Genomic DNA, 25,291 nt, shown 5'->3' with positions numbered 1-25,291 from the left:
GCGACTCAGGAAAAGCCCTGGCCGAGACTGAGTGCAAAGAGCAGGAAAAATTCTTGGAGATGGTTGGATCGAAATTCAACATATCGTGTAGAGATTCTCAGTGACACAAGCAGCACAGTGGCGCCACCTTAACCCTTTTTCCGGAACGTGCCAATGGTATTTCCGAAGGTTTCTCTATTTTCGTGACTGGCGGTGGTATTTACAGTCATTGGCGCCTGCCGTCCGGGTCCCGGCCACGCTCGCTATGGCTTATAACTGGCCGTGCATTGATCAAGAAAACCCGTACGGCCTTTGAACCCCAACGCCGGCCCCGGTAAGATGGCCCACAGATTTTTTTCGCCTCGCTATTCAGGACACCGCCATGAGCATCAAATCGGACAAGTGGATTCGCCGCATGGCGCAGGAACACGGCATGATCGAGCCGTTCGTCGAACGTCAGATTCGTGGCGAAGGCGACGAGCGCGTGATTTCGTACGGTGTTTCCAGCTATGGCTACGACGTGCGTTGCGCCGATGAATTCAAGGTGTTCACCAACATCAATTCGGCGATCGTCGATCCAAAGAACTTCGACGAAAAGAGCTTCGTCGACGTCAAGAGCGACGTGTGCATCATCCCGCCCAACTCTTTCGCCCTGGCGCGCACCGTGGAATTCTTCCGTATTCCGCGCGACGTGTTGACCATCTGCCTGGGTAAAAGCACCTATGCCCGCTGCGGCATTATCGTCAACGTCACACCGCTCGAGCCGGAGTGGGAAGGCCACGTGACCCTGGAATTCTCCAACACTACCACCTTGCCGGCGAAAATCTACGCCAACGAAGGCGTGGCACAGATGCTGTTCCTGCAGTCCGATGAGGCTTGTGAAGTGTCTTACAAGGACCGTGCGGGCAAGTATCAGGGCCAACGCGGCGTCACTCTCCCACGCGCTTGATCGAAAGCGCCTTCGGGTAAAGGGAATTTGTCTGCAGAAAGTGACTCTATCTAGGTGTACTGCTTCGGCGCGTGTGAAACGCGCCGGGCCATACTTGAGGAGTACCTTATGAAGATCGACCCGCGAATCAGCGCAGAACTCGCCCGGCTTGAACCCAACCAGATTGGTGTTCTGGCCTGGTCCTTGATGGCCAACCCCGCGCACGCGGGGGGCATCCCTGGTCAACCCGAACCTGATTACCCACAGCCTACCGAACCGGGTGAGCCGACCTTACCGGACGAGCCGCCACCCGCGCCCGTTGCCTGATCCCTGAGCAGGCCTTATCGATCATTGAATCGGCCAGACCTGGTGATCGCCGATCACATAGATTCGGCGGTCTGGGGCCTGCTCCACGGCATAGCCCCCTGTAAACGCGCCAAAGGCTGGCAGCAGGCTTACCCGCCCGCCGACCTGGAAGCACGGCAGGCGTAGCCGTTGGCGCCCTTTACCGCGCAGGTGGTACACAGGATGCACATGCCCCGCCAGTACATGATGGCTGGCATGGGCGTCGGGCTCATGTTGCAAGGCGAAAGGGCCCATCAGCAGAGGCTCCGCGACCACGTCGATGCGCAAGTCCAGTGGTGGGTCGCCGGCACGTTTGTCGTGATTGCCGCGAATCAAGATCAAGGCCAGTGTGCGATTGCGCTCACGCCAGGCCCGGATTGCGTTCAGGGTGCCGCTGGCGTGAGAGCCGGGGCCGTGCAGGAAATCGCCGAGAAAGATCAACTGTTCGCAGGGTAGGGCCGATAACAGCCTGTCCAGGCCTTCCAGGTTGGCCGTAGTCGTGCCCTGTGGCACCGGCTGCCCCAGGCTGCGATAGGCCGACGCCTTGCCAAAATGCGCGTCGGCGATCAGCAAACATTTACGCGCGGGCCAGTACACAGCTTTCTGCGGCAATAGCCATAGCTCTTCACCTTCCAGTGTCAGTGGGTAATGCATCAGCCTTGCCCTTTGTCGGCGACTTTTTCCAGGTCCTTGACCATCCGCGCGATGCGCTCCGAGAGTTTTTCCGAGCTCATGCTTTCGCGCATCCGTTCTACCAGCAGCGGAAAGGCCAGGGGCGTGGGCCGCTGGATCCTGTGCAGGTCCAGCTTCAGCGTCGACAGATGATTCAGCGTCTGTTCCAGCCGGCGAATATCCAGCTCGTCCCGCAGAACTTCTTCTCCTGCCTGGGCCAGCAGCAGATTTTGTGGGTCATATTGCTTGAACACTTCAAAGAACAAACCACTGGAAGCCTGCACTTGTCGCGTGCTTTTTGGCGCGCCGGGATACCCGGCAAATACCAGCCCGGCGATTCGCGCAATCTCGCGAAAGCGGCGCAGGGCCAGTTCGCCGGCATTGAGGCTGGCGACCACATCCGCCAGCAGGCCTTGGGGGCTCAGCAACCTTGTATTCAACAACTGGGGCCACTGCACCTCGGTGGCGCTCAAGAGCTCCAGGCCATAATCATTCACCGCAATCGAAAAGGTCAGCGGCTGCTGCTGGCTGACCCGCCATGCCAGCAAACTGGCTAGGCCCAGGTGTACCTGGCGGCCAGCGAATGGGTACAGAAACAGGTGCCAGCCCTCTCGCGACCGCAGGGTTTCAGCCAGCAAATGCTCGCGGGTCGGCAGCCCGGACCAGCGCAGTTGGGTATGCAGCAACGGTTGCACCGCCTTCATCTCTGGGCCGTCGAAGTGCCCATGCGCGGCGGCATCAAAACGCTCGACCACCGCCTGGGCCAGTTCGTTGGAAAGGGGCATGCGCCCGCCATTCCAGCGTGGCACGGCGGCTTTTTTCGCGTTGCTGCGGCGTACGTAAGCGGTCATGTTTTCCACGCGCACCAATTCCAGCAACCGCCCCGCGAACAAAAACCCATCCCCCGGCTTGAGCCTTGCAATAAAGCCTTCCTCGACACTGCCCAGGTTCTTGCCGCCGCCGCCTTTGCTCCAGAACTTGAGCTGGATGCTGGCGTCACTGACGATGGTGCCCACGCTCATGCGGTGGCGGCGTGCCAGGCGGGCATCCGGAACGCGCCAGATGCCGTGCTCATCGGGCTCCACCCGGCGGTAATCCGGATAAGCGGTGAGTGACAGGCCACCATGGCGCACAAACCCCAGGGCCCAGGCCCAGTCCGCTTCGGTGAGGTCGCGATAGGCCCAGGCGCCGCGCACTTCGTCCAACAGTGCCGCCGGAGTAAACCCGCCACCCAAGGCCATGCTGACCAAGTGTTGGACCAGCACATCCAGCGGCTTGTACGGTGATTCCCGCGCTTCGATGCGCCGTTGGGCGATCGCATCCTGGGCGGCTGCGGCTTCCACCAGCTCCAGGCTGTGGGTGGGCACCAGCGTTACCCGTGAGGGCCGCCCTGGCGCGTGGCCGGAGCGCCCGGCGCGTTGCATCAGCCGCGCTACGCCCTTGGCGGAGCCGATTTGCAGCACCCGTTCCACCGGCAGGAAGTCAACGCCCAGGTCGAGGCTGGAAGTGCACACCACTGCCTTGAGCTGTCCATCTTTCAACGCTCGCTCCACCCAGTCCCGGGTCTCTCGCGATAACGAACCGTGGTGCAGGGCAATCAAGCCGGCCCAGTCCGGACGAGCGCCCAGAATCGCCTGGTACCAGATCTCGGATTGCGCGCGGGTGTTGGTAAATACCAGGCAACTGCTGCTGGCCTCTACCTCGGCGACCACTTGCGGCAACATCTTCAAGCCGATATGCCCGGCCCAGGGAAAGCGCTCGGTGACGGGCGGCAGCAAGGTGTCGACCTTCAGTGCCTTGGCCGTTTGCCCCTGTACATTGATGCCGCCGCCCTGTGGGACCAGTACTTCCAAGGCGTGGGCCTGATTACCCAGCGTCGCGGAAATACCCCACACCATCAACTCAGGATGCCAGCGCCGCAAGCGTGCCAGTGCCAGTTGCAACTGCACGCCACGCTTATTGCCGATCAGTTCGTGCCATTCATCCACGATGACCATGCGCAGGTGCGCCAGGCTGGTTTCACTGTCGGCACGGGCCAGCATCAGGGTCAGGCTTTCCGGGGTGGTGACCAGGGCGGTGGGCTGGCGGCGGGTCTGGCGTGCGCGTTCGCTGCTGCTGGTATCGCCGGTGCGCAGGCCCACGCTCCAGGGAATGTGCAGGGCCTCCAGCGGTGCTTGCAGGGCGCGTGCGGAGTCGGCGGCCAGGGCGCGCATCGGCGTGATCCACAGGACGGTCAGCGGCTGGGCAGGCGGTTTGCGCTTGCTTGTAGCGGGCGGGCGGGTAATGGCGAAACGGTTGAGTGCGGCAAACCACAAGGCATAGGTTTTACCCGCCCCCGTGCTGGCATGCAGTAACCCCGACTGGCCGGCCTTGACCGCGGCCCATACCTCTTTCTGAAAGGCGAATGGCTTCCAGCCTTGGGTGGCAAACCATTGCTTGGCGAAGTCGTGGGTTTTTGCCATGCGGCAGCGGACGCTCTGGAGGGGTTAGTTCAAAGACCCCTGAGGCAGCGCCGACGTTCAACTGCCTAATGCCATTCAGTCAAGCAGAAGCGCTGCCCTGTGGCGAGGGAGCTTGCTCCCGCTGGACTGCGTAGCAGTCTCCGTCTTTTTGAACAAAGAGCGGGGCCGCTTCGCGCCCTAGCGGGAGCAAGCTCCCTCGCCACAGCAAGCTCGCGCCTACTTCAAATTGCCACTCAGAAACTGCTGCAGGCGTTCGCTTTTCGGATTGCCCAGCACATCCTCCGGCAAGCCCTGCTCCTCCACCAGACCCTGGTGCAGGAACAGCACCTGGCTTGAAACCTTGCGCGCAAAGCTCATCTCGTGGGTCACCATGATCATGGTGCGGCCTTCCTCGGCCAGGCCCTGGATCACCTTTAACACTTCGCCCACCAACTCCGGGTCCAGCGCCGACGTGGGTTCATCGAACAGCATCACCTCCGGCTCCATGGCCAGGGCGCGGGCGATGGCGACACGCTGCTGCTGGCCGCCGGAGAGGAATGCCGGGTATTGATCAGCCACCCGCGCCGGCAGCCCGACTTTGTCCAGGTAGCGGCGGGCACGGTCTTCGGCGTCCTTCTTGCTGCAACCCAGCACGCGGCGGGGGGCCATGGTGATGTTTTCCAGCACGCTCATGTGGCTCCACAAGTTGAAGTGCTGGAACACCATCGCCAGCCGTGTGCGCAAGCGTTGCAGCTCGGCGTCGTCAGCCACCCTCATGCCCTGGCGATCGCTAACCATGCGGATCGCTTGGCCGTCCAGGGTCATGGCGCCATCGTTGGGGGTTTCCAAAAAGTTGATACAGCGCAGGAAGGTACTCTTGCCTGAGCCACTGGCGCCGATCAGGCTGATCACATCACCGGTCTTGGCCTTGAGCGACACACCTTTGAGCACTTGATTGTCGCCATAGCTTTTGTGCAGGCCTTCAACGGTCAGTTTGTACATGGGGCATGCATCCTCAAGGCGAAAGTAGATAACCGCTGCGGTAGGCCTGTGTGCCGGCGACATGGCAGATCACCATGCCGGCCGTGGCCATGCGGCGTAGCGAACGGGCGTAAAGCAGCCCGGCGTGCTGGCAGTGCACAGGCGTTACGCGGTCTGTAATGGGGTCGATGATGTCGGCGACCCATTGCCCGGCCTCCAGGTATTGGCCTGGCAGGGCGTTGAATACCAGCAAGCCACCCACCGCCGTGGTCACCGGCTCCACCGCCGCCAACGGCGTAGCCGGGTAGGCCAGGGCAGGCAAGGGGGCTGCATTGCCGCGAATGGCGCCGAAGTGGATCAAATAATCAATGATGGCCTGGCAGTCCAGCGCGGCGAGGCCGTGGTTGACATCGCCCTGGCCACGCAGCTCGACGGTCACCGACAAGCTGCCCATGGGGATCGGGTAGCGTTCGCCGAAGCGTTGCTGCAACTGCCACCACACCAGGGTGAGACACTCATCAAAAGACTGCCCGCCGGAATCGGTGGCCAACAGGTTGGCCTGCGAACCCAGGTAGCGCGCCAACGGTTCTACCTGTGGCCAGGCTTCGGGCGTGGTGTACAGGTGGGCCACGGCTTCGAAGTCGCAATGCAGGTCCAGCACCACGTCGGCATCACAGGCCAGGCGTTGCAGCACCAGGCGTTGGGAGTGCAACTGGGTCTGGGCGGTGTGCGCGGCCAGGGCGTGGGACAGTGCGCTGCGGATCAATTGGGCATTGCGCTGGGGATCATCGCCCAGCAGGTCTTCGACCTGGTTACCGACGTCTTCGCTGAGATCGACGAACAGGCGATTGAAGTTCTGCCCGCTTTCCAGTTCGTAGCGGCCCAAGGGGATATCCATCAATACCTGTTCCAGGCCCACCGGGTTGGCGACGGGCACCAGCACGATTTCGCTACGCAAGCGCCCGGCCGTTTCAAGTTCTGCCAGGCGCGCCTTCAGATGCCAGGCCACCAGCATGCCCGGCAATTCATCGGCATGCAGGGAGGACTGGATGTACACCTTGCCTTCGGGCTGCTGCGGGCCGAAGTGAAAACTGTGGATCTGCCGCGCCGTGCCGGGCACCGGCGCGATCAAGTCATGTAGCTGATGGTGCATGCAAACTCCTTAGTGGCTCGGCCCGAGAAAGGCCAGCCAACGGCGTTCCGCCAGGCGGAACAGGCCGACCAGGGCAAAGGTCACCGTCAGATAGATCAGTGCGGCAATGCCAAATGACTGGAAGGTCATGAAGGTGGCGGAGTTGGCATCCCGGGCCACTTTGAGGATATCCGGGATCGTCGCGGTAAAGGCCACGGTGGTCGAGTGCAGCATCAGGATCACCTCGTTGCTGTAGTAGGGCAACGAGCGTCGCAACGCAGAAGGCATGATCACGTAGGCGTACAGCTTCCAGCCGCTTAGGCCATAAGCCTTGGCCGCCTCGACTTCGCCGTGGGCCATGCTGCGGATCGCCCCGGCGAAAATCTCCGTGGTGTAGGCGCAAGTGTTGAGGGCGAAGGCGAGGAGGGTGCAGTTCATCGCATCGCGAAAGAACGCATCCAGCACCGGTTGTGCTCGTACAGCGGCAAGGCTGTAGATGCCGGTGTAGCAGATCAGCAGTTGGATATAGAGCGGCGTGCCACGAAACAGGTAGGTGTAGAACTGCACGGGCCAACGCACCAGGCGCTTGCGCGAAACGCGGGCGATGGACAGCGGGATCGACACCAGAAAGCCGATGACCAGTGAGGCGCTGAGCAGCCACAAGGTCATGGCCAGACCGGTGATGTGCTGGCCGTCGCTATAAAGAAAGGGGCGCCAGTATTCCTGCAATAGCTCGATCATCGCACGGCCTCCCGGGCGCCTGCGGAGTAGCGACGTTCAAGTCGGCGCAAGACAAAGTTGGACGCGCTGGTGATCAACAGGTAGATCAGCGCCGCCAGCACCAGGAAATAAAACAATTGATAGGTGCTCTTGCCAGCGTCCTGGGCGGCTTTTACCAAGTCTGCCAGGCCGATGATCGACACCAGTGCGGTGGCCTTGAGCATCACCATCCAGTTATTGCCGATGCCCGGCAGCGCAAAGCGCATCATCTGCGGGAAGGTCACATAGCGAAACCGCTGTCCGCGCTTGAGCCCGTAAGCGGTGGCGGCTTCGAGTTGGCCACGGGGCACGGCGAGGATCGCACCGCGAAAGGTTTCGGTGAAATACGCACCGTAGATAAAGCCCAGGGTGATCACCCCGGCGCTGAACGGGTCGATCTCGATGTATTCCCATTCCATAAAGTCGGTAAAGCCACTGAGCCAGGTTTGCAGGCTGTAGAAAATCAACAGCATCAGCACCAGGTCCGGTACCCCGCGAATCAGGGTGGTGTAGAGCTGGGCGGGGATACGCACAATGGCCAGGCTGGACAATTTGGCGCTGGCGCCGAGCAGGCCCAGCACTACGCTGACGGCCAGGGACAGCACCGACAACTTGATGGTCATCCAGGTGCCTTGCAGCAACAGCGGGCCGAAACCCTTCAGGCTGAATGCGCTCAGCCCGAGGGTTTGCAACAGATCTTCGAACATAAATCAGGACCTATGGCGATAAAAAAGCGCCCCACCCGAAGCAGGGCGCCCCAGGCATTATTTGCCGCTGTACAGGTTCAGATCGCCAAAGTGTTTCTTCTGGATAGTGGCGTAGGTGCCATCATCGTGTAACGCTTTGATACCTTTATCCAAAAGCGCCTTGAGTTCAGTGTTACCTTTTTTGATACCGATGGCGGTTTTTGACGGCAGCAGCGGGTCGTCGATAGCGGCGCTCACTTCATAGCCAGCACCGGCGGGCGACTTGAGAAAGCCCAGTTCGGCTTGCAGCATGTCCTGCACGGAAGCGTCGAGGCGCCCGGAGGTCAGGTCGGCGTACACCTGGTCCTGGTTGGCGTAAGCCTTGGTGGTCACCCCGGCTTTATCCAGTACGGCCTTGGCGTAGGCTTCCTGGATGGTGCCTTGCTCATAACCCACGGATTTGCCCTTGAGAGATTCTGGCGTCGAATAGCCAGCGCCTTTCTTGAACACCAGCGAAGTCGGGCCGGAGAACAGCTCGGAGGAGAAGTCGATGGCCTTCTCGCGCACTGGAGTCACGGTCATCGACGAAATCACGCCATCGAATTTATTGGCTTTCAGGCCCGGGATCATGCCGTCGAAGTCACTTTCGACCCACTTGCACTTGACCTTCAGCTCTGCGCAGATCGCATTGCCCAGGTCGATATCGAAGCCCACCAGGCTGCCGTCGGCGGCCTTGGATTCGAACGGTGCGTAGGAAGGGTCGACACCAAAACGCAATTCCTTGTATTCCTTGGCTGTAGCAACACCAGCAGCCATGCACAGAGCCAGTGCAGAAAGGGTCAGCAATGCTTTTTTCATTAGGTAATCCCTGGAAACCAAGATAAGCGCTTGTGGCGCGATTAGGACTGTTACTGAACGGTGTCAGACCCACCACAAGTAGCAATTTCTGCACCATAGTTCCGGATGGGCTTTTTAAACGGTGGGGTAAGGCAGTTCCAAGTGTAGGCGGTGCCCAAAAATGGGCATGGAATTTCCAGTGCACCATTCTGGATCTTTCATTTATCAAGAAGGTGGGAGGTGGATCAGGCCAACAGGTCTTGTAGCGTGGCCAGGTTGTCCGCTTCCTCCACCGCCTTGTCCTGGCGCCAGCGCAGCATCCGCGGAAACCGCACCGCAATTCCGCTCTTGTGCCGCTTGGACAGAGCAATCCCTTCAAAACCCAGCTCAAACACCATGCTCGGCGTCACGCTGCTGACCGGGCCGAACTTCTCCACTGTGGTTTTGCGCACAATGGCGTCGACCTTGCGCATTTCCTCGTCGGTCAGCCCGGAATACGCCTTGGCGAACGGCACCAGAGTGCGCTCGCTGCCTGGCGGGCCGTCCCATACCGCAAAGGTGTAGTCGCTGTAGAGGCTGGCGCGCCGGCCATGGCCGCGCTGGGCGTAGATCAACACGGCGTCGACGCTGAAGGGGTCGACCTTCCACTTCCACCACAGGCCCATGTCCTTGGTGCGGCCCACGCCGTAGAGGCCGTTGCGATCCTTGAGCATCATGCCTTCCACGCCCAGGCTGCGAGAGGCGTCGCGCTGCTCGGCCAAGGCTGCCCAGGTCTTGCCTTCCAGCAAGGGCGAGGGCAATAACACCGGTTGGTTGCACGCAGCGATGACCTGTTCCAATTGGGTACGGCGTTCGGCTTGGGTGTGGTTGCGCCAGTCGTCGCCCTGATACTCCAGCAGGTCGTACGCGAGCACCGCCACTGGCGCATCCTCAAGAACTTTTTTACTCAAGGTTTTACGGCCAATGCGCTGTTGCAGCAGCGCGAAGGGTTGCACCGAGTCTTTCCACACCACGATTTCGCCATCAATCACCGTACCATCGGGCAGGCCACTGACCAGGCTGTGGAGTTCAGGGAAACGTTCAGTCAGCAACTCTTCCCCGCGAGACCAGACCCACAGGCGGCCCTCGCGCTTGACCAGTTGTGCGCGAATGCCATCAAACTTCCATTCCACCTGCCAATCGGCGGGTGAACCGAGCAGGGTGTCGAATTGCTCCACCGGTTGCGCCAGCCCGTGAGCCAGAAAAAACGGATAGGGTTGCCCGCCACGTTGCGCGTGCTCGTCGGATGATTCGGCGGCAATCAGCTTGAGGTAGCCTTCGGCTGTGGGACGGTTCGACAAATCGGTGTAGCCCACCAACCGCTGCGCCACGCGCTTGCTGTCGAGGTCGGCCATGGCAGCGAGGGCGCGGGTCACCAGCAGTTTGGATACGCCCACCCGAAAGCTGCCGGTGATCAACTTGATGCACACCATCAGGCTCGGTTGGTCCAGTTGCGCCCACAGCGCCGGCAGCCGGTCTGCAAGGTCCAAGGGTGGCAGACCGCGCAGGGGCAGCAGTTTTTCTTCCAGCCACACGGCCAGGCCGTCTTCGGATGTGTAGGTGGATTCTCGCAGGAGCAGTGAGATCGTCTCGGCCAGGTCACCTACGGACTGGTAGCTCTCTTCGAACAGCCAGGGTTCGATGCCGGCCGCTTCGGTGGCCATGTCCCGTAGCAGGCGCGTCGGCACCAGTTGCCGTGGCCTCCCGCCGCTGAGGAAGTACACCGCCCAGGCCGCATCGGCTGGCGGCGCCTGCAGGAAGTAGGCTTGCAGAGCCGCAAGCTTGGCATTGCTGGAAGTGGTGGCGTCGAGGTTGGCGTACAGCTCGGCGAAGGCTTTCATGCAGTAGCCTCTTCTTCGTCATCGCCGTATTCGGTGCTGAAGCCTTGGGCATCCAAGCCCTTTTCCCGCAGGTGACGCACCAACACACCGACCGAACCATGGGTGACCATTACCCGTTGTGCGCCGGTTTGTTCGATGGCCCACAACAAGCCGGGCCAATCGGCGTGGTCCGAGAGCACGAAGCCACGGTCCACACCGCGTCGCCGTCTGGTACCACGCAAGCGCATCCAGCCGCTGGCGAAGGCGTCGCTGTAGTCGCCAAAGCGGCGCATCCAGGTACTGCCTCCGGCGGAGGGCGGGGCGATGATCAAGGCTTGGCGCAGCAGTGGGTCGGTCTTTTTGAAGTCGCCGGCATACAGGGTCTCGGGGATGTAGATGCCCGCTTCGCGGTACACCCGGTTCAACGGCTCGACCGCGCCGTGGCTGAGGATCGGGCCGATGCTGGCGTCCAGCCCATGGAGAATGCGTTGGGCCTTGCCGAAGGAATAACAGAACAACACGCTGGCTTTGCCGCTGGCGATATTGGCCTTCCACCAGTCATTGATCCCGGCAAAAATCTGCGCCTGAGGCTGCCAGCGGTAAATCGGCAGCCCGAATGTGGATTCGGTGATAAAGGTGTGGCAACGCACCGGTTCGAAGGGTGCGCAGGTGCCATCGGGCTCGACCTTATAGTCGCCGGACGCCACCCAGACCTCGCCCTGGTATTCCAGGCGCACCTGGGCCGAGCCCAGAACATGCCCGGCTGGATGAAAACTCAAGGTCACGCCGTGATGCACCAACCGTTCGCCATAGGCCAGGGTTTGCAGGTTGATGTCCTGGCCCAGGCGCCAGCGCAGGATACCTTCGCCGGGGGCGGCGGCCAGGTAGTGTTGATTGCCGGTGCGGGCGTGATCGCCGTGGGCGTGGGTGATGACTGCACGTTCTACTGGGCGCCAGGGGTCGATGTAAAAATCACCGGCAGGGCAGTAGAGGCCTTCGGGGCGGGCGATGACAAGGTCCATGGGGGTGCCGGGGCGGTGGGCTTGTTAGTTATGAGGCGGGGCTGGGTGCAGAAGTTCTATCTGAATGCAGGTTGCAAAGGTGGGCTTGCCTTCGATGTTGGCCTAGAAGCCGACACCTATCTACCTGACACCTGACGATCCAACTGTGGGAGCTGGCTTGCCTGCGATGACGGCCTGACAGCCGAAGCTGTTATCCGTGTACATATCCATTTCTGCGGTAACGGCCACTTACGGTTCCGCTTTTACAGCGGGTCACTTTTGGAAAAGAGCTCCAAAAGTAACCAAAAGGGCTCTTGCCCCACCACTCGGCACCTCGCTTGGGCTCGGTGTGCCCGTAATCCGCCAGTGATTTGGGGGGCCGCCGCCACGCGCCATCCATGGCGCGGGGCGGCTAAACCGGCATCCCTGCCGGTTTACCCCCAAAATCCCTGTCGAATTCCGGCCAGCGTGGTTTGACGGGGCGCTTAAGATCAAAATCAAAAGCAGATCAAGAGCGACTCGCTTCGCATCGTGGTTACCGTCGGCTGCTATCGCAGCAAGCCACACAGCGTTATCCGGTTTCGTCAAGGAAGCCCGGTTACTTACCGGGCGTCAGGGTCAACCTTGTCTTGCCATACACCTTTTCAAAGTTCTGCGGCTGCATCGGAAAGCTCAGGTATTGCGCCTTCAACGACGGGTCGATGCCGCTGACATAGTTCGGGCTGGCCGGGTTGCCGGATTGGCCGATGCCGCCCTGGCCCATCATTGGTTCCGCCTGGCCGAAGTCGATGATCATGCGCAGCGCCGACACCTGGGTCGCGTTGAAGTCCTGGCCCCAGCTATAGGGCGCCGGGTTCAAGGTGTTGTGGTCGCCACCGCTGGCAAAGGGGCCGCGGAGGACCTGGCCGCTGGTGTTTTTCCATGTGGTGCTGTGCAGCTTGCCCCACTGCCAGGCCTTGTGATCGGCGCCCAGTTGGCTGTCGCCAGTAGTGATGGCGGCGGCCAGGGTGCGGGCCAGGATCGCGGGTTTGTCTTCTTTTTGCGGTGTACGCGTGTCATCCCAGAACGGGCTGTCTTCACGGCCCAGCAGATGGTCGGCGATGGCCGAGTAGGACAGGCTGGCGTTGCTGACGAAGGCTTTCCAACTGGCGCTGTTTTCCGGGCCGAGTTTGTCGAGGAAGATCTGCCGGGCGCTTTCCTGCAGGAACAATTCATAGATCGCCGCGTCAGCCGAGGTGGTCGCCAGCCGCCCATCGAAGGCCATCAGACGCTCCAGTGCTTCGCGGGCCTTGGCACGCTCCGCTGCCGGCAGGGCCTCGATGGCCTGCTTGAGGGGCTGGGCCATGCCGGGTGCCTGGAACATGCCCTTGAGCTTGGCGGCGAAGAGGGTGGTCTGGTCGTATTGCATGGCAATCAGGCTGCGGCTGTCATGCTTGCCGGCGTTGGCCAGTTGCGCCAGGCGCTCGTTGCGCTCCGGTGCATCCCAGGCGTTGGACAGTTGCATACCGTAGCCACGCGGCGCGGTGCGCTGGTTGGCGGTGCCGATCCAGCCTTGGGCCGGGTCCTGGTCGTACGGGTGCAGCATCGCGTCGGCGTAGCCGTCCCAGTCAAAGCGCGTGTCCCAGCCCGGCGATGGCAGCAGGCCTTCGCCTTCGCGGCGGTTGGGGAAGCGGCCGGTAACCTGCCAGCCGATGTTGCTGGCGTCGGCGAAGATCATGTTCAGGGCGATGGCGCGAATCTCGCGGGTAGCATCCGAGGCCTTGCCGGCGTTTTGTGCGCGGGACAGGTCGAAGAACGCATCCAGGCTCTTGTCGTCCTTGAAGTCGGCGGTTTGCAAAGCCAGGCCTAGACCGCTGGTGAGCGCCTGGCTGCTGTTGAGCAGGGCGCCGTGGCGGGTTTCGTACACCACTTCGCGAATCGAGCGCTGGCCCTTGATGAAGAAGGTTTCGTTGCGCACGCCGGCCGGCAGCCATTTGCCGTTGTTCTCGTAGTAAAGCGCGTTGCCCTGGCGTTTGACCTTCTCGAGGAATAGGTCCTGGGTGTCGCCCTTGACCGCGCTCATGCTCCACGCGACCTTGCCGTTGAAACCCGACAGCAGGGTCGGCAGGCCGGCAATCGAAGCACCGACAGCCTGGTATTTGGGCGCACGAATCTGCACGTAGTTCCACGGCGACGGTGCTTGTGGCTGCGCGGCGATGTCGTTGGCCAGCAGGCTCTTGCCGCTGCGGCTGCGTTGCGGGCCAATGGCCCAGTTGCTTGAGGTGGTGACGCCCAGGGCATTAAGGCTGCGCAATTGCTGGCCCACCGTCTCTAGCCCGGCGAGGCCGGTGATCTGGCTCAGGTTGACGCCTTTGAGCTTGTCGGCTTCGGCCAGCGGGACGGGTTCGTCCGGTGCGCTTGGGGTGAGCCAGGCGAGTTTGTCGACGCCGACCTTTTGCGCCAGCGCCAGGGCCGAAAGCTCCTCCTGCAAGTTGCTCGACTGGCTGAAATTGAGCAGGCAGAACAGCAGCGCCGAATCTTCCGGCTTCCAGTACTCGGGCTTGTAGCCGCTCTGGGCCAGGTCCGTCGGCAACTTGTCGCGATAACGGAACAGGTAGGCGTTGACGCCTCGGGCATACACTTCAAAGAAGCGTTTGAGGCGCGGCGACGAGGCGTTGTACAACTCGCCAGCGCTTTTCTTGAGGTTGACAGCCCGCATGAAGCGGTCGACGTCCAGCACTTGCGGCCCCGACATTTCCGCCAGACGGCCCTGGGCCAGCAGGCGCAGCGTGACCATCTGGGTGATGCGGTCGCTGGCGTGCACGTAACCGAGGCTGAACAGTGCGTCGTGGAAGGTGTTGCTTTCGATCAGCGGCATGCCTTGGGCATTGCGGCGCACCGACACATTCTGTGCCAGGCCCTTGATTGGCTGCACGCCAGCAACGGGCGGCAGGGTGTCCTGGGTGTTCTGGAGCTGGCAACCGGCCAGGCCCAAGGCACTGACCACTGCCGCGGCAACGCCGAACCGGGGAAGAAAATGTAAGAGGGCTGGCGAGGCCATGGCAAAGCTCCTGCGGGGGGTAGCGTCAGTAAAGGCGCTACGTTAGTGAGCGCGGCGAAACGACGCAAGCGGGAGTTTTGGGTTAAGCATTAGAACTTGAGTCAGGCGCAGACCTGTGTGGGAGCGGGCTTGCTCGCAAAAACAGTGTATCAGTCAGTGTCTGTATCAACTGACGGAACGCATTCGCGAGCAAGCCCGCTGCCACATTTGATCGCCTGCAACCTTGGATCAAGGCTGGGGCGGGGGGCCGCCGGCATTTTGATCTTCAGTACGGTTTAAGCGCCGTGGCACTTCTTGAATTTCTTCTCGCTGCCGCACGGGCAAGGATCGTTGCGACCGACGTCCTTCAACGCATTGCGCACCGGCTCTTGATGAGCGTGGCCGCAGTTCGGGCCGTGGACATGGCCGTGGTCGTGATCATGGTGATCATGATCGTGGTTGCAGTCAGGACCGTGGACATGGGGTTGCTGTGTCATCGATGTTGCTCCGGAATAAAATCGCCGGGGATTATCTCGCCATTGTGTGCCACCTGCACGTCATTACCGATGAATAATCCGGTTTTCAGTTCGCCTTCCAGGCGATAAGGCACGGGCTCGTCGGGATTTTTCAACATCTGCACCACCTCGCGCACCTGCGGCCAGAGGTTGGTGCGCACCGAGACCTTGAAGAATTTATGACTGCGTGGCGGTACGGTCAGCCACTCGTTGGACTCGCCTTCGGTCAATACCAGGTTGCCCAGGCTGACCTTGTAGACCAGGCCGCGCACGGTCAGGTCGGCGTCGTCGCGGTTGTCCACGCGAAAGTACAGCTTGAATTTCTGTTCCAGCAGCTTGGCCCGTACCACTTCGACCTTGACCAGGGAAACGTGGGGTGGCGGCGCGTCGTCTTCGAACCAGGACGCGCAGCCGGTCAGGCCCAGGGTCAACGCCAGTATCAAGCTATACATCCGAAGCATGGCGTTATCCCCGTCGAGTCATTAGAAGTAGCTGGAACAGCACTTCTTGAATTTCTGCCCACTGCCACACAAACAGGCATCGTTACGTCCGGCCTTCACTTCTACCGTAGGGTCGATGAAGTACCAGCGCCCTTCATTCTGTACGAAAGAAGACTGCTCGCGGTGACTATGTTCACCGGTAGCGTCATGCCAGCGCGCGGTAAAGGTGACAAAGGCGTGTTCCGGCTGGCCGCCGAACACCTCGGAGCTTTCAACCTCCAGCCCCAGCCAGGTGCTCTGGGCACTCCAGGCGGCAATGGCGTCGCGGTCCAGGCCGGCCTGTTGCGCAGGCAGCGTAGTGGCGACCAGGTAATCGACCAGGCCCAGCACATAGGCGCTGTAGCGCGAACGCATCAACGCGCTGGCACAGGGGGCCGGGTGACCGGCGTGATAATGGCCGCAGCAGGCATCCAGCAGATTGCCGCTGCCACACGGGCAAATGGATGTACTCATCGGGTTACCACCAATACTTTCCGAAGTTTTCCGGGTTGGCCCAGAAGCGGGCGTTGAGCCAGTCCGGCACCTGTTTATAGTCAAGCAGATCATAGGTAAACAGCGTGAGTACCTGATCATCGCGTTGGAAGCGTTCACCGGCTTGCAGGGCCAGGGAGAAAAAGTCGGTGTCCTTCCAGTCGCAGGCACTCAGGTCGACCAGCACCGCAATGCGGCTGGCGTTGAGGTTACGAATGCCACCGAGCAAGGTCAGGCCTTGGGGTTTGGGCAGGTGCTCCAGGCAGTCGACCACCAGCGCGAGGTCAAAACGCTGCACCGCGAGGTCTTCCGACAACGGCCCTGGCGCGGCATAGAACACCTCGGTGTCCGGGTGCGCAGCTTTGAAGGCATCCAGCGCCGGAAATTGGCTGGCGCCCACTAACAACAGGCGTTTTGGCCTGTGAAGGTCCAGCAGGGCCGCCAAGGCGTGTTGGGGCGTACGGGCAGAAATTCCAGCGGTCATTGCAGATCCTCGCATCAAGACCGTAGAGACTAGCGCGGCTAGGCGCGTGGGCCTAGAGCGCGACGGTCGATACCCACCGAGGCAGAACTGAAGTTTTTTGATCCTTCACTGGCAAATCGCCGGTAGAAGTCGTTACTGTGCGCTCAAAGAAAAATTTGAAAACACTCAGGAGCCCCATGATGCGTAAGGTTTTTCTGCTGGCCCTGTTGGTCAGCCCCGTTGCCCTGGCCCAGAGCGTCAGTGTCGAAACCAATTCCTTGATGCGCCTGCCCAGCAGCACCAGCGTGTTGCAGCTTGAACGCCTGGACGTAGCGGACTACGGCACCTTGCTGATTCCGGCCACTATCAGCCAGGTCACGGTGGATGAGCTGCACTTGGGGCGCGACGCACGCATCACCATTGTGCCCGGCAATACCGCCTTGCAAATGCAAGTGCGCGAGGCGCAGTTGGAGCACGGTAGCCAGATCACCTCACGGGGCGCCCCCGGCACCCACGAAAAACCCGCCAAAGCTGGGCGTGACCTGACCTTGCGCATTAACTCGCTGACTGCCCAAGCGCTGTCGGTGGATGCCCGTGGCGGCGCTGGCGCCCAAGGATATGCGGGCCTGGACGGTGCCAACGGCGTGGACCCGGGTTGCACCTGGGGTTCAGCCGGGCGCGGCTTTAATGGCGATAACGGCGGCGATGGCCGGCCAGGGGCGGCGGGCGCCCAGGTACGCCTGGAGTTGCCGCAGGCGTTCCCGGCTGAACAGATCAAGGTCTGGGTCGATGGCGGGCCGGGCGGCCTGGCTGGGGTGGCGGGTAAACCCGGCAAGGGCGGGCAATCCAAGGGCTGCCTGGTGTACCGCGCGGACGGCGGCGAAAAGGGCCGGCCAGGGTTGGAAGGGCAACCGGGGCCGGCTGGGCCTGCGGGGTCTGTGACTATCCAGCGGCTCTGAGTCGCCTGGCCTGACGCTATTGCGGGCAAGCCCGGCTCCCACATTTGGAATGCATTCCAGTGTGGGAGCCGGGCTTGCCCGCGATAGCGGTGTAAGGCTCGCCTCAGAACATCGGCCGAGCCGAAGCCACCGCCACCACCACCAACCCCACGATCAAATTAATCCCCACCAACCTGCGAATCTGCCCCAGCGCAGCCGCGCCCGCCGGCCAATTCTCAGCCGCCACCGCGGCCTTCAGCTCCGGGAACTTCAACGCCTGGATGCGGATAAACAACGCCGTCATCACCAGATACAACCCCATCATTACCTGCACATAACGCGGCGCGGTCTCAAAACCACTGAAACGCAGTTGCAGCAAACCAATGCCGCTGATCGGCAAAAGCACCACCGCCACCCATACCCATACAAAAAAACGTTGAAACACATTTGCCCATAGCTTGAGCCGGGCAGGGCCCTCAAGCGCCGCCATGGCGGCGGGGCGCAGGATCATCCAGGCGAAAAACATGCCGCCGACCCAGATCAAGGCGGCCAGTACATGCAGGGTATAAGCGAGGCTAAACGCGGTCATTGTGGTACTCCGTTCTGCGCGGGATTAATTAGCGGGGTATGATAGCGGCCGATCCGAACCACTGAAAATTTATCCAGCGTTTTTTGCGCCCGACTATCCATGATCAGCACTGAACTCAAAACCACGATCCAGGGCGCCTATTCGCGTTTTCTCGAAGCCAAGAGCTTGAAACCGCGCTACGGCCAACGCCTGATGATCGCCGAAGTGGCAAAAGTCCTCGGGGATATCGACACCGACGACGAAGGCCGCCGCGAGGGTGAGCCTGCGGTAGTGGCCGTCGAGGCCGGTACCGGTACCGGCAAGACCGTGGCCTACAGCCTGGCTGCGATCCCTACGGCCAAGGCTGCTGGCAAGCGCCTGGTGATCGCCACCGCTACCGTCGCGCTGCAAGAGCAGATCGTCTACAAAGACTTGCCCGACCTGATGCGCAACAGCGGCTTGAGCTTTACCTTCGCCCTGGCCAAGGGCCGTGGCCGCTACATGTGCCTGTCCAAGCTCGACGTATTGCTGCAGGAAGGCCACGCCCAAACCGCCACTGCCTCCTTGTTCGAAGAAGAAGGCTTCAAGATCGAGGTGGATGAGGCCAGCCAGAAGCTGTTTACCAGCATGATCGAGAAGCTGGCCGGCAACAAATGGGACGGCGACCGCGACAGCTGGCCCACCGCCCTAGAAGACTCCGACTGGGCGCGCCTGACCACCGACCATAGCCAATGCACCAACCGCCATTGCCCCAACTTCGGCCAGTGCGCGTTCTACAAGGCGCGCGAAGGCATGGGCAAGGTGGACGTCATCGTCACCAACCACGACATGGTATTGGCTGACCTGGCCCTGGGCGGCGGTGCGGTACTGCCCGACCCCCGCGACACCCTCTACGTCTTCGACGAAGGCCACCACCTGCCAGACAAGGCCATTGGCCATTTCGCCCACTACACCCGTTTGCGTTCCACGGCCGACTGGCTGGAAACCACTGCCAAGAATCTCACCAAGTTGCTGGCCCAGCACCCGTTACCCGGCGACTTGGGCAAGTTGATCGAGCAAGTGCCGGAGCTGGCGCGCGAGATCAAGACCCAGCAGCAATTCATGTTCAGCGCCTGCGAGCAGGTGGCGGACTTCAAGCCCGGTGAAGACGTCGAAGGCCGAGAGCGCCCGCGCCACCGTTTTGTCGGCGGGATGATTCCCGAGCACATGCGCGAAATGGGCATCGAGCTGAAGAAAGGCTTTTCACGCCTGACCGACCTGTTCACCCGCCTGACGGATTTGCTCAAGGAAGGCATGGATGGCGAGGTCAATATCGGCATCGCCAGCAACCAGGCCGAAGAGTGGTATCCCTTGTTCGGCAGTTTGCTGTCTCGTTCCCAAGGCAATTGGGAGCTGTGGACCGCCTTTACCGTCGAAGACCCGGAAGACAACCCGCCCATGGCCCGCTGGCTGACGTTGTCGGAAAGCGGTGCGTTGTTCGATATCGAGGTCAACGCCAGCCCGATCCTCGCCGCTGAAATGCTGCGCCGCAACCTGTGGAACGTCGCCTACGGCTGCCTGGTAACCTCGGCCACGCTGACGGCCCTGGGCACCTTTGACCGCTTCCGCATGCGCGCCGGCCTGCCGAAAAAAGCCGTCACCGCCGTGGTGCCCAGCCCGTTTCATCACGCTGACGCCGGCGTGCTGCGGGTGCCAGACCTCAAGGCCGACCCACGGGACGCGGCGGCGCACACGACGGCGATCATTCGCGATTTGCCGTCTCTGGTGGAAGGCTCCCGCGGCACCCTGGTGCTGTTCTCGTCGCGCAAACAGATGCAGGACGTGTTCGACGGCCTCGACCGCGACTGGCGCAAGCAAGTGTTTATCCAGGGCAACCTGTCCAAGCAGGAAACCCTGAACAAGCACAAGGCGCGGGTCGACGGTGGGGATTCCAGCGTGTTGTTTGGCCTGGCCAGCTTTGCCGAAGGCGTGGACTTGCCCGGTGCCTACTGCGAACACGTGGTGATAGCCAAGATCCCATTCTCGGTGCCGGATGACCCGGTCGAGGCCGCACTGGCCGAATGGATCGAAGCCCGGGGCGGCAACCCGTTCATGGAAATTTCGGTGCCGGATGCTTCACTGAAGCTGGTGCAGGCCTGCGGGCGTCTGCTGCGTACCGAAGAAGACCGCGGCACCATCACCTTGCTCGACCGTCGCCTGGTTACCCAGCGCTATGGCAAGGCGATCCTCAATGCCTTGCCGCCGTTCAGGCGCGAAATTTCTTAAGCCACCGTGGGCGGATTCGCCCACTCTGTGGTCTATCTCATCACTATCATCAGGCCAGTCATCGGCCGTTTGGGAGAACCTTGTTCGTATGATCCGCACGCTGCCCGCTCTTTTTGCCCTGCTGTTCGCTGCGCCGTTGATGGCGGCGCCCGAGGGGCAACAAACGCTGTTCAACTTCGTCCGGCCTGCCGATGTGGTCAAGGTGGCGACCCAGGACGCCAGCCTGCCGCAATACAACGCCGAACAAACCCCCGAAGGCGAGGTGCTGCGCCGCATCACCTTCAACCCAGCGGCCGAGCCGAGCCTGGTGCTCAGCCCGCAGACGGGGACGTGGGATTGGTCGCAATCGAGCGCCATGAGCCTGCGTATCCAGAGCGCGATGAACTGGGCGCTGACCCTTTACGTCAAGGTGCAGAGCGCCGACGGCAAGACGCTCGTCAGCCGCATCGACCTGCCGGCCGGCCCGGCCCAGACGTTGCTCGTCCCGCTGCAAGCCAACGCTCCCCTGAGCCAGGGCATGAAGGCCGGCCCGCCGATGCCGATGACGGTGGATGGCCAACGGGTATTGCTGGCCGCCAGCGCCGGCGAAATCGACCGCAGCCAGGTGGTCTCGGTGACCCTGTCGATGCTCAAGCCCAATGCCGCCCAAAGTATCCTGCTGGAGCGCTTTGGCGTGCAGGACAGCGAGCCAGTATTGAAGGCTGCCTACACTGAACTAGTGGATGCCTATGGCCAATCCAACCGCGCGCGCTGGCCGGAGAAGGTCAGCAACGACGAGCAACTCAAGGCATCGGCCGCCAAGGAACAACAGCAGCTCAAGACCTGGCTGGCCGAGCGGGACAAGTCCTCCCTGGATCAATACGGTGGCTGGAAGAAGGGCCCGGCCTTCGACGCCAGCGGCTTTTTCCGCACCCAGAAGCGCGACGGCCGCTGGTACCTGGTGACGCCGGACGGGCATCCGTTCTACTCCCTGGGTGTGAACACCGTGGCGCCGGACAACAGCCAGACCTACGTGGCGGGGCGCGAGTGGATGTTCGCGGCGCTGCCCAAGGCCGGCGAACCCTTTGACAAGTACTACGGCAGCGACGACAGCCGCACCGGCAACGGCGCCGGCGAAGGTCGCGGCTTTGGCTCAGGGCGTTGGTACGATTTCTACGGCGCCAACCTGCAACGCACTTACGGCGGTGACGCGTTGGACCAGCCACGCTGGGTGACCCATACCCTCGATCGCCTGCAAGCCTGGGGCTTTAACACCGTCGGCAACTGGAGCGATCCGGACCTGGCCACTGCCGACCGCGTGCCGTACACCTTGCCGCTGTCGATTGTCGGTGACTATGCCAGCATCAGTACCGGCACCGACTGGTGGGGCGGTATGCCCGACCCGTTCGACCCGCGTTTTGCCATGGCCACCGAACGCGCCGTGGCCATCGCGGCCCGCGATCATCGTGACGACCCGTGGTTGATCGGTTTTTTTGCCGACAACGAATTGGCCTGGGCCGGCCCCGGCGAGGATGCAAAATCCCGTTACGCCCTGGCCTACGGCACCCTGCGCATGACCACCGACGTGCCGGCCAAGCGCGCCTTCCTCAAGCAACTGCGCGATAAATACCGCAATGAAGAGGGCCTTTCCAAAGCCTGGGGCATTCAACTGGCCGGTTGGGAGCTGATGGAAGATCCCGGCTTTGAGCCGCCGATGCCCAGCCCTGAACACCCGGAGATCGAAGCCGACTTCAAGTATTTCCAGAAGACCTTCGCCGATGCTTACTTCAAGACCATTTCCGACTCGTTGAAGTGGCACGCACCCAACCAGCTGTTGCTAGGCGGCCGTTTTGCGGTGAGCACGCCCGAGGCCGTCGCTTCGTGCGCGCAGTATTGCGACGTGCTGAGCTTCAACATGTACACCTTGAAACCCCAGGACGGTTATGACTTCGCCGCCCTGCGTGCGCTGGACAAACCGGTACTGATCACCGAATTCAACTTTGGCTCCGCCGACCGCGGCCCGTTCTGGGGCGGCGTGACGCAACTGGCCCGCGAAGAGGACCGCGGCGCGGCGTACTCTGCCTTCCTCAAGCAGGCGGTGGCCGAGCCGTCGATTGTCGGGGTGCACTGGTTCCAGTACCTGGACCAGCCGGTCACCGGGCGTCTGCTGGATGGTGAAAACGGCCATTTCGGCCTGGTCGGCATCACCGATGTACCCTTCCAGGGCTTTGTCGAGACGGTGCGCAAGAGCAACCTGGCCGCGCTCGACCAGTTGGGCCGTGAGGCGCAAAAAGCCAAGGCCACCCAAGCGACGCGTGAGAGTGACGCCGCCAAACCTGGGCGTGACGGCAAAGGCGCGGGGCAGGGCGCCGGGCACCCTGGCGGGCATGCTGGGAATGGGCATTGATTCATCGTTGGCGGGTTCACAAAACCCACAATGGCTGAAAGAATGGCGACCAATTTTCATGGTGTTTTCCGAGGGGACTTAGGTGCAGATTCAGGGTCATTACGAGCTGCAGTTCGAAGCGGTGCGCGAAGCCTTCGCCGCCCTGTTCGATGATCCTCAGGAGCGTGGTGCCGGGCTGTGCATCCAGATTGGCGGGCAAACCGTCGTCGACCTGTGGGCCGGTACTGCCGACAAGGACGGTGCCGAAGCCTGGCACAGCGATACCATCGTCAACCTGTTCTCCTGCACCAAGACCTTCACGGCAGTGACTGCCCTGCAACTGGTGGCCGAAGGCAAGCTCAAGCTCGATGCGCCGGTAGCCGAGTACTGGCCGGAGTTTGCCGCTGCTGGCAAGGACGCGATCACGCTGCGCCAGTTGCTCTGCCACCAGGCCGGGCTGCCCGCCATCCGCGAAATGCTGCCCACCGAGGCCCTGTACGATTGGCAATTGATGGTCGATACCCTGGCGGCGGAGGCCCCGTGGTGGACACCGGGCCAAGGCCATGGCTATGAAGCGATCACCTATGGCTGGCTGGTTGGCGAACTGTTGCGCCGCGCCGATGGGCGCGGGCCGGGGGAGTCGATTGTGGCGCGGGTGGCACGCCCCTTGGGGCTGGACTTCCATGTGGGCCTGGCGGATGAAGAGTTTTATCGCGTCGCCCATATCGCACGCAGCAAAGGCACTATCGGTGATGAAGCCGCGCAACGGTTACTTCAAGTAATGATGCGCGAGCCTGCGGCGATGACTACCCGTGCATTTGCCAACCCACCGTCTATTCTGACCAGCACTAATAAGCCCGAATGGCGACGCATGCAGCAGCCTGCGGCGAATGGCCACGGTAATGCGCGCAGCCTGGCCGGGTTTTATAGTGGTTTGTTGGACGGTAGTTTGCTGGAAAGCGACATGCTCGAACAATTGACCCGCGAGCACAGTATCGGGCTGGATAAAACCTTATTGACCCAAACCCGTTTCGGCCTGGGCTTCATGTTGGATCAACCGCAGTTGCCCAATGCCACGTTCGGCCTTGGGCCACGTGCATTCGGGCATCCCGGGGCAGGGGGATCAGTCGGGTTTGCCGACCCTGAACATGATGTAGCCTTCGGTTTCGTGACTAATACCCTGGGGCCTTACGTACTTATGGACCCGCGGGCCCAGAAGTTGGTCGGAATATTGGCCGGTTGTCTATAAACCCCTTGCTGTTTCACAATTTTTTGTTACAAAGGCAAGTATAAAAAAGATGCTGAACGACATGTTGTAACTTGAATGTTCTTTTAGCGTCTGTTTAACGGGTCCCGCGACCCCCCTGGTTTTTTCTCATTTTGTGGATATCTCATGTTATCGAACAAGTCTTTGGCACTGGCGCTGTGCCTCACTATTACGGGTTGTGCACAAACTCCACAAAATGATGCCGAAGGTGGGCATTGGTGGTCATTTGGATCTGACAAAGCTGCAACCAAGGATCCAGTGGCCCAGACCGACGCCAAGCCGGATGCCAAACCCGACGCCAAGCCGGCCGCCGGTGCCAAGCCTGTTGAACCTGTCACCGCTGCTGCCGCTGCCCCGGCCGCCAAAGCCGACACCGGTTACAGCTGGTGGCCGTTTTCCACCAAGACCGCCGAAGAAAAAGCCGCCGACGCCAAGGCTGACCTGAAAGCCGACCTTAAGGCGGCAACGCCGGCCTCGGACGCAGCGCCTGTCGTCGCCAAGACCGACAGCGAGCCGCGCTGGTGGTGGCCGTTCGAAAGCAAGCCAAAGCCTTTGGCCAAGGTCGATGTGACCAACGTACAAATGCCTGACCCGAAAGTCACCCAAGCCTGGCTGGACGAATACGAACCACGCCTGCGTGCGGCCATCAAGGACAGCAACCTGCAACTGGAGCGCCGTGACAACACCCTGGTAGTGATTGCTCCGGTAGACGGTTCCTACAACCCGAAGCGCCCGGCCATGTTACTGCCGGTGACCCTGGGCCCGTTCACGCGGGTGGCCAAGGCTGTTGAAGCTGACCCGAAGACCGCCGTACTGGTGCTGGGCCACGTTGATGCCACTGGCAGTGCTCCCGCCAGCCAGGCGTTGAGCAAGGAGCGTGCGCAGTCCATCGCCTCGATTTTCAGCCTGAGTGGTCTGAAACAGGATCGCTTGATGCTGCGTGGCATGGGCGACCTTATGCCGCGTGCCGCCAACGACAGCAATCAGGGGCGTGCGCTGAACCGTCGCATGGAAATCATGTTCACTCAGCGTACAACGATGTTGGCACTGCTGAGTAAGTACAACTCCGGCAAGACCCCGCCCGTAGCCGAAATGGTCGCGGTGCAGAATGTGCCTGCACCAGCACCGGCGGCAAAAGCGCCTGCCAAAAAGGCCACGACCAAGAAAGCGGCGGCCAAGCCAGCGGCTAAAAAGGCTGCGGCCAAGCCGGCTGCCAAGAAGCCGGCTACTGCAAAAGCCAAGGCGGCACCCGCTTCGAACGACCAGGCGAAAAACTGAGCTGTTGAACCACAAGGATAAA

Annotated in this window: 22 protein-coding genes; 7 read left to right on the top strand and 15 right to left on the bottom strand. The window is 61.5% G+C overall.

From position 1 onward, the window contains the following. Positions 1-361 precede the first annotated feature (361 nt). Together dcd and AC4PS6_RS02105 are read left to right on the top strand one after the other, a co-directional pair. Positions 362-928, top strand: coding sequence for a dCTP deaminase (dcd, locus tag AC4PS6_RS02110; RefSeq protein WP_003189215.1), 567 nt, complete (start codon positions 362-364; stop codon positions 926-928). Positions 929-1,036: 108 nt separating this feature from the next. After that, positions 1,037-1,234, top strand: coding sequence for a hypothetical protein (locus AC4PS6_RS02105; protein WP_005785769.1), 198 nt, complete (start codon positions 1,037-1,039; stop codon positions 1,232-1,234). A 21-nt stretch (positions 1,235-1,255) separates the two neighbouring features. Here AC4PS6_RS02105 and pdeM read toward each other — a convergent pair whose 3' ends face one another. The 14 genes from pdeM to AC4PS6_RS02035 form a co-directional block, all read right to left on the bottom strand. Further along, positions 1,256-1,906 carry a ligase-associated DNA damage response endonuclease PdeM gene (pdeM, locus tag AC4PS6_RS02100; protein ID WP_020300973.1) on the bottom strand — a complete coding sequence of 217 codons (651 nt, stop codon included), beginning with the start codon at positions 1,904-1,906 and terminating at the stop codon, positions 1,256-1,258. Further along, positions 1,906-4,386, bottom strand: coding sequence for a ligase-associated DNA damage response DEXH box helicase (locus AC4PS6_RS02095; RefSeq protein ID WP_032903245.1), 2,481 nt, complete (start codon positions 4,384-4,386; stop codon positions 1,906-1,908). Before AC4PS6_RS02095 ends, pdeM begins: the two co-directional genes overlap by 1 nt. Positions 4,387-4,602: 216 nt before the next feature. Then, on the bottom strand, positions 4,603-5,367 hold the full coding sequence (locus AC4PS6_RS02090; RefSeq protein ID WP_014717251.1) for an ABC transporter ATP-binding protein: 765 nt from the start codon (positions 5,365-5,367) through the stop codon (positions 4,603-4,605). A gap of 13 nt (positions 5,368-5,380) precedes the next feature. Continuing rightward, entirely contained in the window at positions 5,381-6,499 is a 1,119-nt protein-coding gene (locus tag AC4PS6_RS02085) for a succinylglutamate desuccinylase/aspartoacylase family protein (protein WP_032903244.1), read from the bottom strand. Positions 6,500-6,508: 9 nt separating this feature from the next. Next, the gene (locus tag AC4PS6_RS02080; protein ID WP_003189226.1) at positions 6,509-7,219 is read right to left on the bottom strand and encodes an ABC transporter permease; all 711 of its coding nucleotides are present in this window, start codon (positions 7,217-7,219) and stop codon (positions 6,509-6,511) included. Further along, complete coding sequence (locus AC4PS6_RS02075; protein ID WP_014717254.1) at positions 7,216-7,944, bottom strand: ABC transporter permease; 729 nt, start codon at positions 7,942-7,944, stop codon at positions 7,216-7,218. The genes AC4PS6_RS02080 and AC4PS6_RS02075 overlap by 4 nt, the downstream gene beginning before the upstream one ends. A 57-nt stretch (positions 7,945-8,001) precedes the next feature. Further along, on the bottom strand, positions 8,002-8,781 hold the full coding sequence (locus tag AC4PS6_RS02070) for a transporter substrate-binding domain-containing protein (RefSeq protein WP_014717255.1): 780 nt from the start codon (positions 8,779-8,781) through the stop codon (positions 8,002-8,004). 224 nt (positions 8,782-9,005) lie between these two features. Further along, positions 9,006-10,640: an ATP-dependent DNA ligase gene (locus AC4PS6_RS02065; protein WP_336826877.1), complete on the bottom strand. Its 1,635-nt coding sequence runs from the start codon at positions 10,638-10,640 to the stop codon at positions 9,006-9,008. Further along, on the bottom strand, positions 10,637-11,641 hold the full coding sequence (locus AC4PS6_RS02060; RefSeq protein WP_014717257.1) for a ligase-associated DNA damage response exonuclease: 1,005 nt from the start codon (positions 11,639-11,641) through the stop codon (positions 10,637-10,639). Before AC4PS6_RS02060 ends, AC4PS6_RS02065 begins: the two co-directional genes overlap by 4 nt. A gap of 577 nt (positions 11,642-12,218) precedes the next feature. Beyond that, entirely contained in the window at positions 12,219-14,660 is a 2,442-nt protein-coding gene (locus AC4PS6_RS02055) for a penicillin acylase family protein (RefSeq protein ID WP_336826878.1), read from the bottom strand. A gap of 275 nt (positions 14,661-14,935) precedes the next feature. Next, positions 14,936-15,136 carry an SEC-C metal-binding domain-containing protein gene (locus AC4PS6_RS02050; RefSeq protein WP_003189235.1) on the bottom strand — a complete coding sequence of 67 codons (201 nt, stop codon included), beginning with the start codon at positions 15,134-15,136 and terminating at the stop codon, positions 14,936-14,938. Further along, positions 15,133-15,615 (bottom strand): LEA/WHy family protein, encoded by a 483-nt coding sequence (locus AC4PS6_RS02045; RefSeq protein ID WP_032873061.1) that lies wholly within the window; start codon positions 15,613-15,615, stop codon positions 15,133-15,135. The genes AC4PS6_RS02050 and AC4PS6_RS02045 overlap by 4 nt, the downstream gene beginning before the upstream one ends. Before the next feature lie 21 nt (positions 15,616-15,636). After that, a complete protein-coding gene (locus tag AC4PS6_RS02040; protein WP_003189238.1) occupies positions 15,637-16,107 on the bottom strand; it encodes a YchJ family protein in 471 nt (156 codons plus the stop codon). A 4-nt stretch (positions 16,108-16,111) separates the two neighbouring features. Next, positions 16,112-16,609 carry a DUF6231 family protein gene (locus AC4PS6_RS02035; protein WP_014717260.1) on the bottom strand — a complete coding sequence of 166 codons (498 nt, stop codon included), beginning with the start codon at positions 16,607-16,609 and terminating at the stop codon, positions 16,112-16,114. Positions 16,610-16,788: 179 nt separating this feature from the next. Between AC4PS6_RS02035 and AC4PS6_RS02030 the strand changes: the two genes are divergently transcribed. Continuing rightward, the gene (locus AC4PS6_RS02030; protein ID WP_019817848.1) at positions 16,789-17,547 is read left to right on the top strand and encodes a collagen-like protein; all 759 of its coding nucleotides are present in this window, start codon (positions 16,789-16,791) and stop codon (positions 17,545-17,547) included. Positions 17,548-17,650: 103 nt separating this feature from the next. On the opposite strand, the gene AC4PS6_RS02025 is transcribed toward AC4PS6_RS02030, so the two are convergent. Then, positions 17,651-18,115, bottom strand: a complete 465-nt coding sequence (locus tag AC4PS6_RS02025) for a CopD family protein (protein WP_014717262.1) — start codon at positions 18,113-18,115, stop codon at positions 17,651-17,653. Between the two features lie 99 nt (positions 18,116-18,214). Here AC4PS6_RS02025 and dinG point away from each other — a divergent pair, with 99 nt between their 5' ends. From dinG to AC4PS6_RS02005, 4 genes are all read left to right on the top strand, one after another. Continuing rightward, the gene (gene dinG, locus AC4PS6_RS02020; RefSeq protein ID WP_130175126.1) at positions 18,215-20,359 is read left to right on the top strand and encodes an ATP-dependent DNA helicase DinG; all 2,145 of its coding nucleotides are present in this window, start codon (positions 18,215-18,217) and stop codon (positions 20,357-20,359) included. Between the two features lie 88 nt (positions 20,360-20,447). Then, positions 20,448-22,745, top strand: a complete 2,298-nt coding sequence (locus AC4PS6_RS02015) for a beta-galactosidase (protein WP_058410203.1) — start codon at positions 20,448-20,450, stop codon at positions 22,743-22,745. 82 nt (positions 22,746-22,827) lie between these two features. Further along, positions 22,828-23,973: a serine hydrolase domain-containing protein gene (locus tag AC4PS6_RS02010; RefSeq protein WP_492180633.1), complete on the top strand. Its 1,146-nt coding sequence runs from the start codon at positions 22,828-22,830 to the stop codon at positions 23,971-23,973. A gap of 144 nt (positions 23,974-24,117) precedes the next feature. Further along, complete coding sequence (locus AC4PS6_RS02005) at positions 24,118-25,269, top strand: OmpA family protein (RefSeq protein WP_336826880.1); 1,152 nt, start codon at positions 24,118-24,120, stop codon at positions 25,267-25,269. Positions 25,270-25,291 lie beyond the last annotated feature (22 nt).

This window comes from Pseudomonas sp. DW-iso17 (genome assembly GCF_058725345.1).
This window is presented reverse-complemented; position numbering and strand designations above follow the sequence as displayed.

Coding starts and splice junctions, on each gene's coding strand:
- dcd (WP_003189215.1), top strand. CDS start 362: ATGAGCATCAAATCGGACAAGTGGATTCGCCGCATGGCGCAGGAACAC.
- AC4PS6_RS02105 (WP_005785769.1), top strand. CDS start 1,037: ATGAAGATCGACCCGCGAATCAGCGCAGAACTCGCCCGGCTTGAACCC.
- pdeM (WP_020300973.1), bottom strand. CDS start 1,906: ATGCATTACCCACTGACACTGGAAGGTGAAGAGCTATGGCTATTGCCG.
- AC4PS6_RS02095 (WP_032903245.1), bottom strand. CDS start 4,386: ATGGCAAAAACCCACGACTTCGCCAAGCAATGGTTTGCCACCCAAGGC.
- AC4PS6_RS02090 (WP_014717251.1), bottom strand. CDS start 5,367: ATGTACAAACTGACCGTTGAAGGCCTGCACAAAAGCTATGGCGACAAT.
- AC4PS6_RS02085 (WP_032903244.1), bottom strand. CDS start 6,499: ATGCACCATCAGCTACATGACTTGATCGCGCCGGTGCCCGGCACGGCG.
- AC4PS6_RS02080 (WP_003189226.1), bottom strand. CDS start 7,219: ATGATCGAGCTATTGCAGGAATACTGGCGCCCCTTTCTTTATAGCGAC.
- AC4PS6_RS02075 (WP_014717254.1), bottom strand. CDS start 7,944: ATGTTCGAAGATCTGTTGCAAACCCTCGGGCTGAGCGCATTCAGCCTG.
- AC4PS6_RS02070 (WP_014717255.1), bottom strand. CDS start 8,781: ATGAAAAAAGCATTGCTGACCCTTTCTGCACTGGCTCTGTGCATGGCT.
- AC4PS6_RS02065 (WP_336826877.1), bottom strand. CDS start 10,640: ATGAAAGCCTTCGCCGAGCTGTACGCCAACCTCGACGCCACCACTTCC.
- AC4PS6_RS02060 (WP_014717257.1), bottom strand. CDS start 11,641: ATGGACCTTGTCATCGCCCGCCCCGAAGGCCTCTACTGCCCTGCCGGT.
- AC4PS6_RS02055 (WP_336826878.1), bottom strand. CDS start 14,660: ATGGCCTCGCCAGCCCTCTTACATTTTCTTCCCCGGTTCGGCGTTGCC.
- AC4PS6_RS02050 (WP_003189235.1), bottom strand. CDS start 15,136: ATGACACAGCAACCCCATGTCCACGGTCCTGACTGCAACCACGATCAT.
- AC4PS6_RS02045 (WP_032873061.1), bottom strand. CDS start 15,615: ATGCTTCGGATGTATAGCTTGATACTGGCGTTGACCCTGGGCCTGACC.
- AC4PS6_RS02040 (WP_003189238.1), bottom strand. CDS start 16,107: ATGAGTACATCCATTTGCCCGTGTGGCAGCGGCAATCTGCTGGATGCC.
- AC4PS6_RS02035 (WP_014717260.1), bottom strand. CDS start 16,609: ATGACCGCTGGAATTTCTGCCCGTACGCCCCAACACGCCTTGGCGGCC.
- AC4PS6_RS02030 (WP_019817848.1), top strand. CDS start 16,789: ATGCGTAAGGTTTTTCTGCTGGCCCTGTTGGTCAGCCCCGTTGCCCTG.
- AC4PS6_RS02025 (WP_014717262.1), bottom strand. CDS start 18,115: ATGACCGCGTTTAGCCTCGCTTATACCCTGCATGTACTGGCCGCCTTG.
- dinG (WP_130175126.1), top strand. CDS start 18,215: ATGATCAGCACTGAACTCAAAACCACGATCCAGGGCGCCTATTCGCGT.
- AC4PS6_RS02015 (WP_058410203.1), top strand. CDS start 20,448: ATGATCCGCACGCTGCCCGCTCTTTTTGCCCTGCTGTTCGCTGCGCCG.
- AC4PS6_RS02005 (WP_336826880.1), top strand. CDS start 24,118: ATGTTATCGAACAAGTCTTTGGCACTGGCGCTGTGCCTCACTATTACG.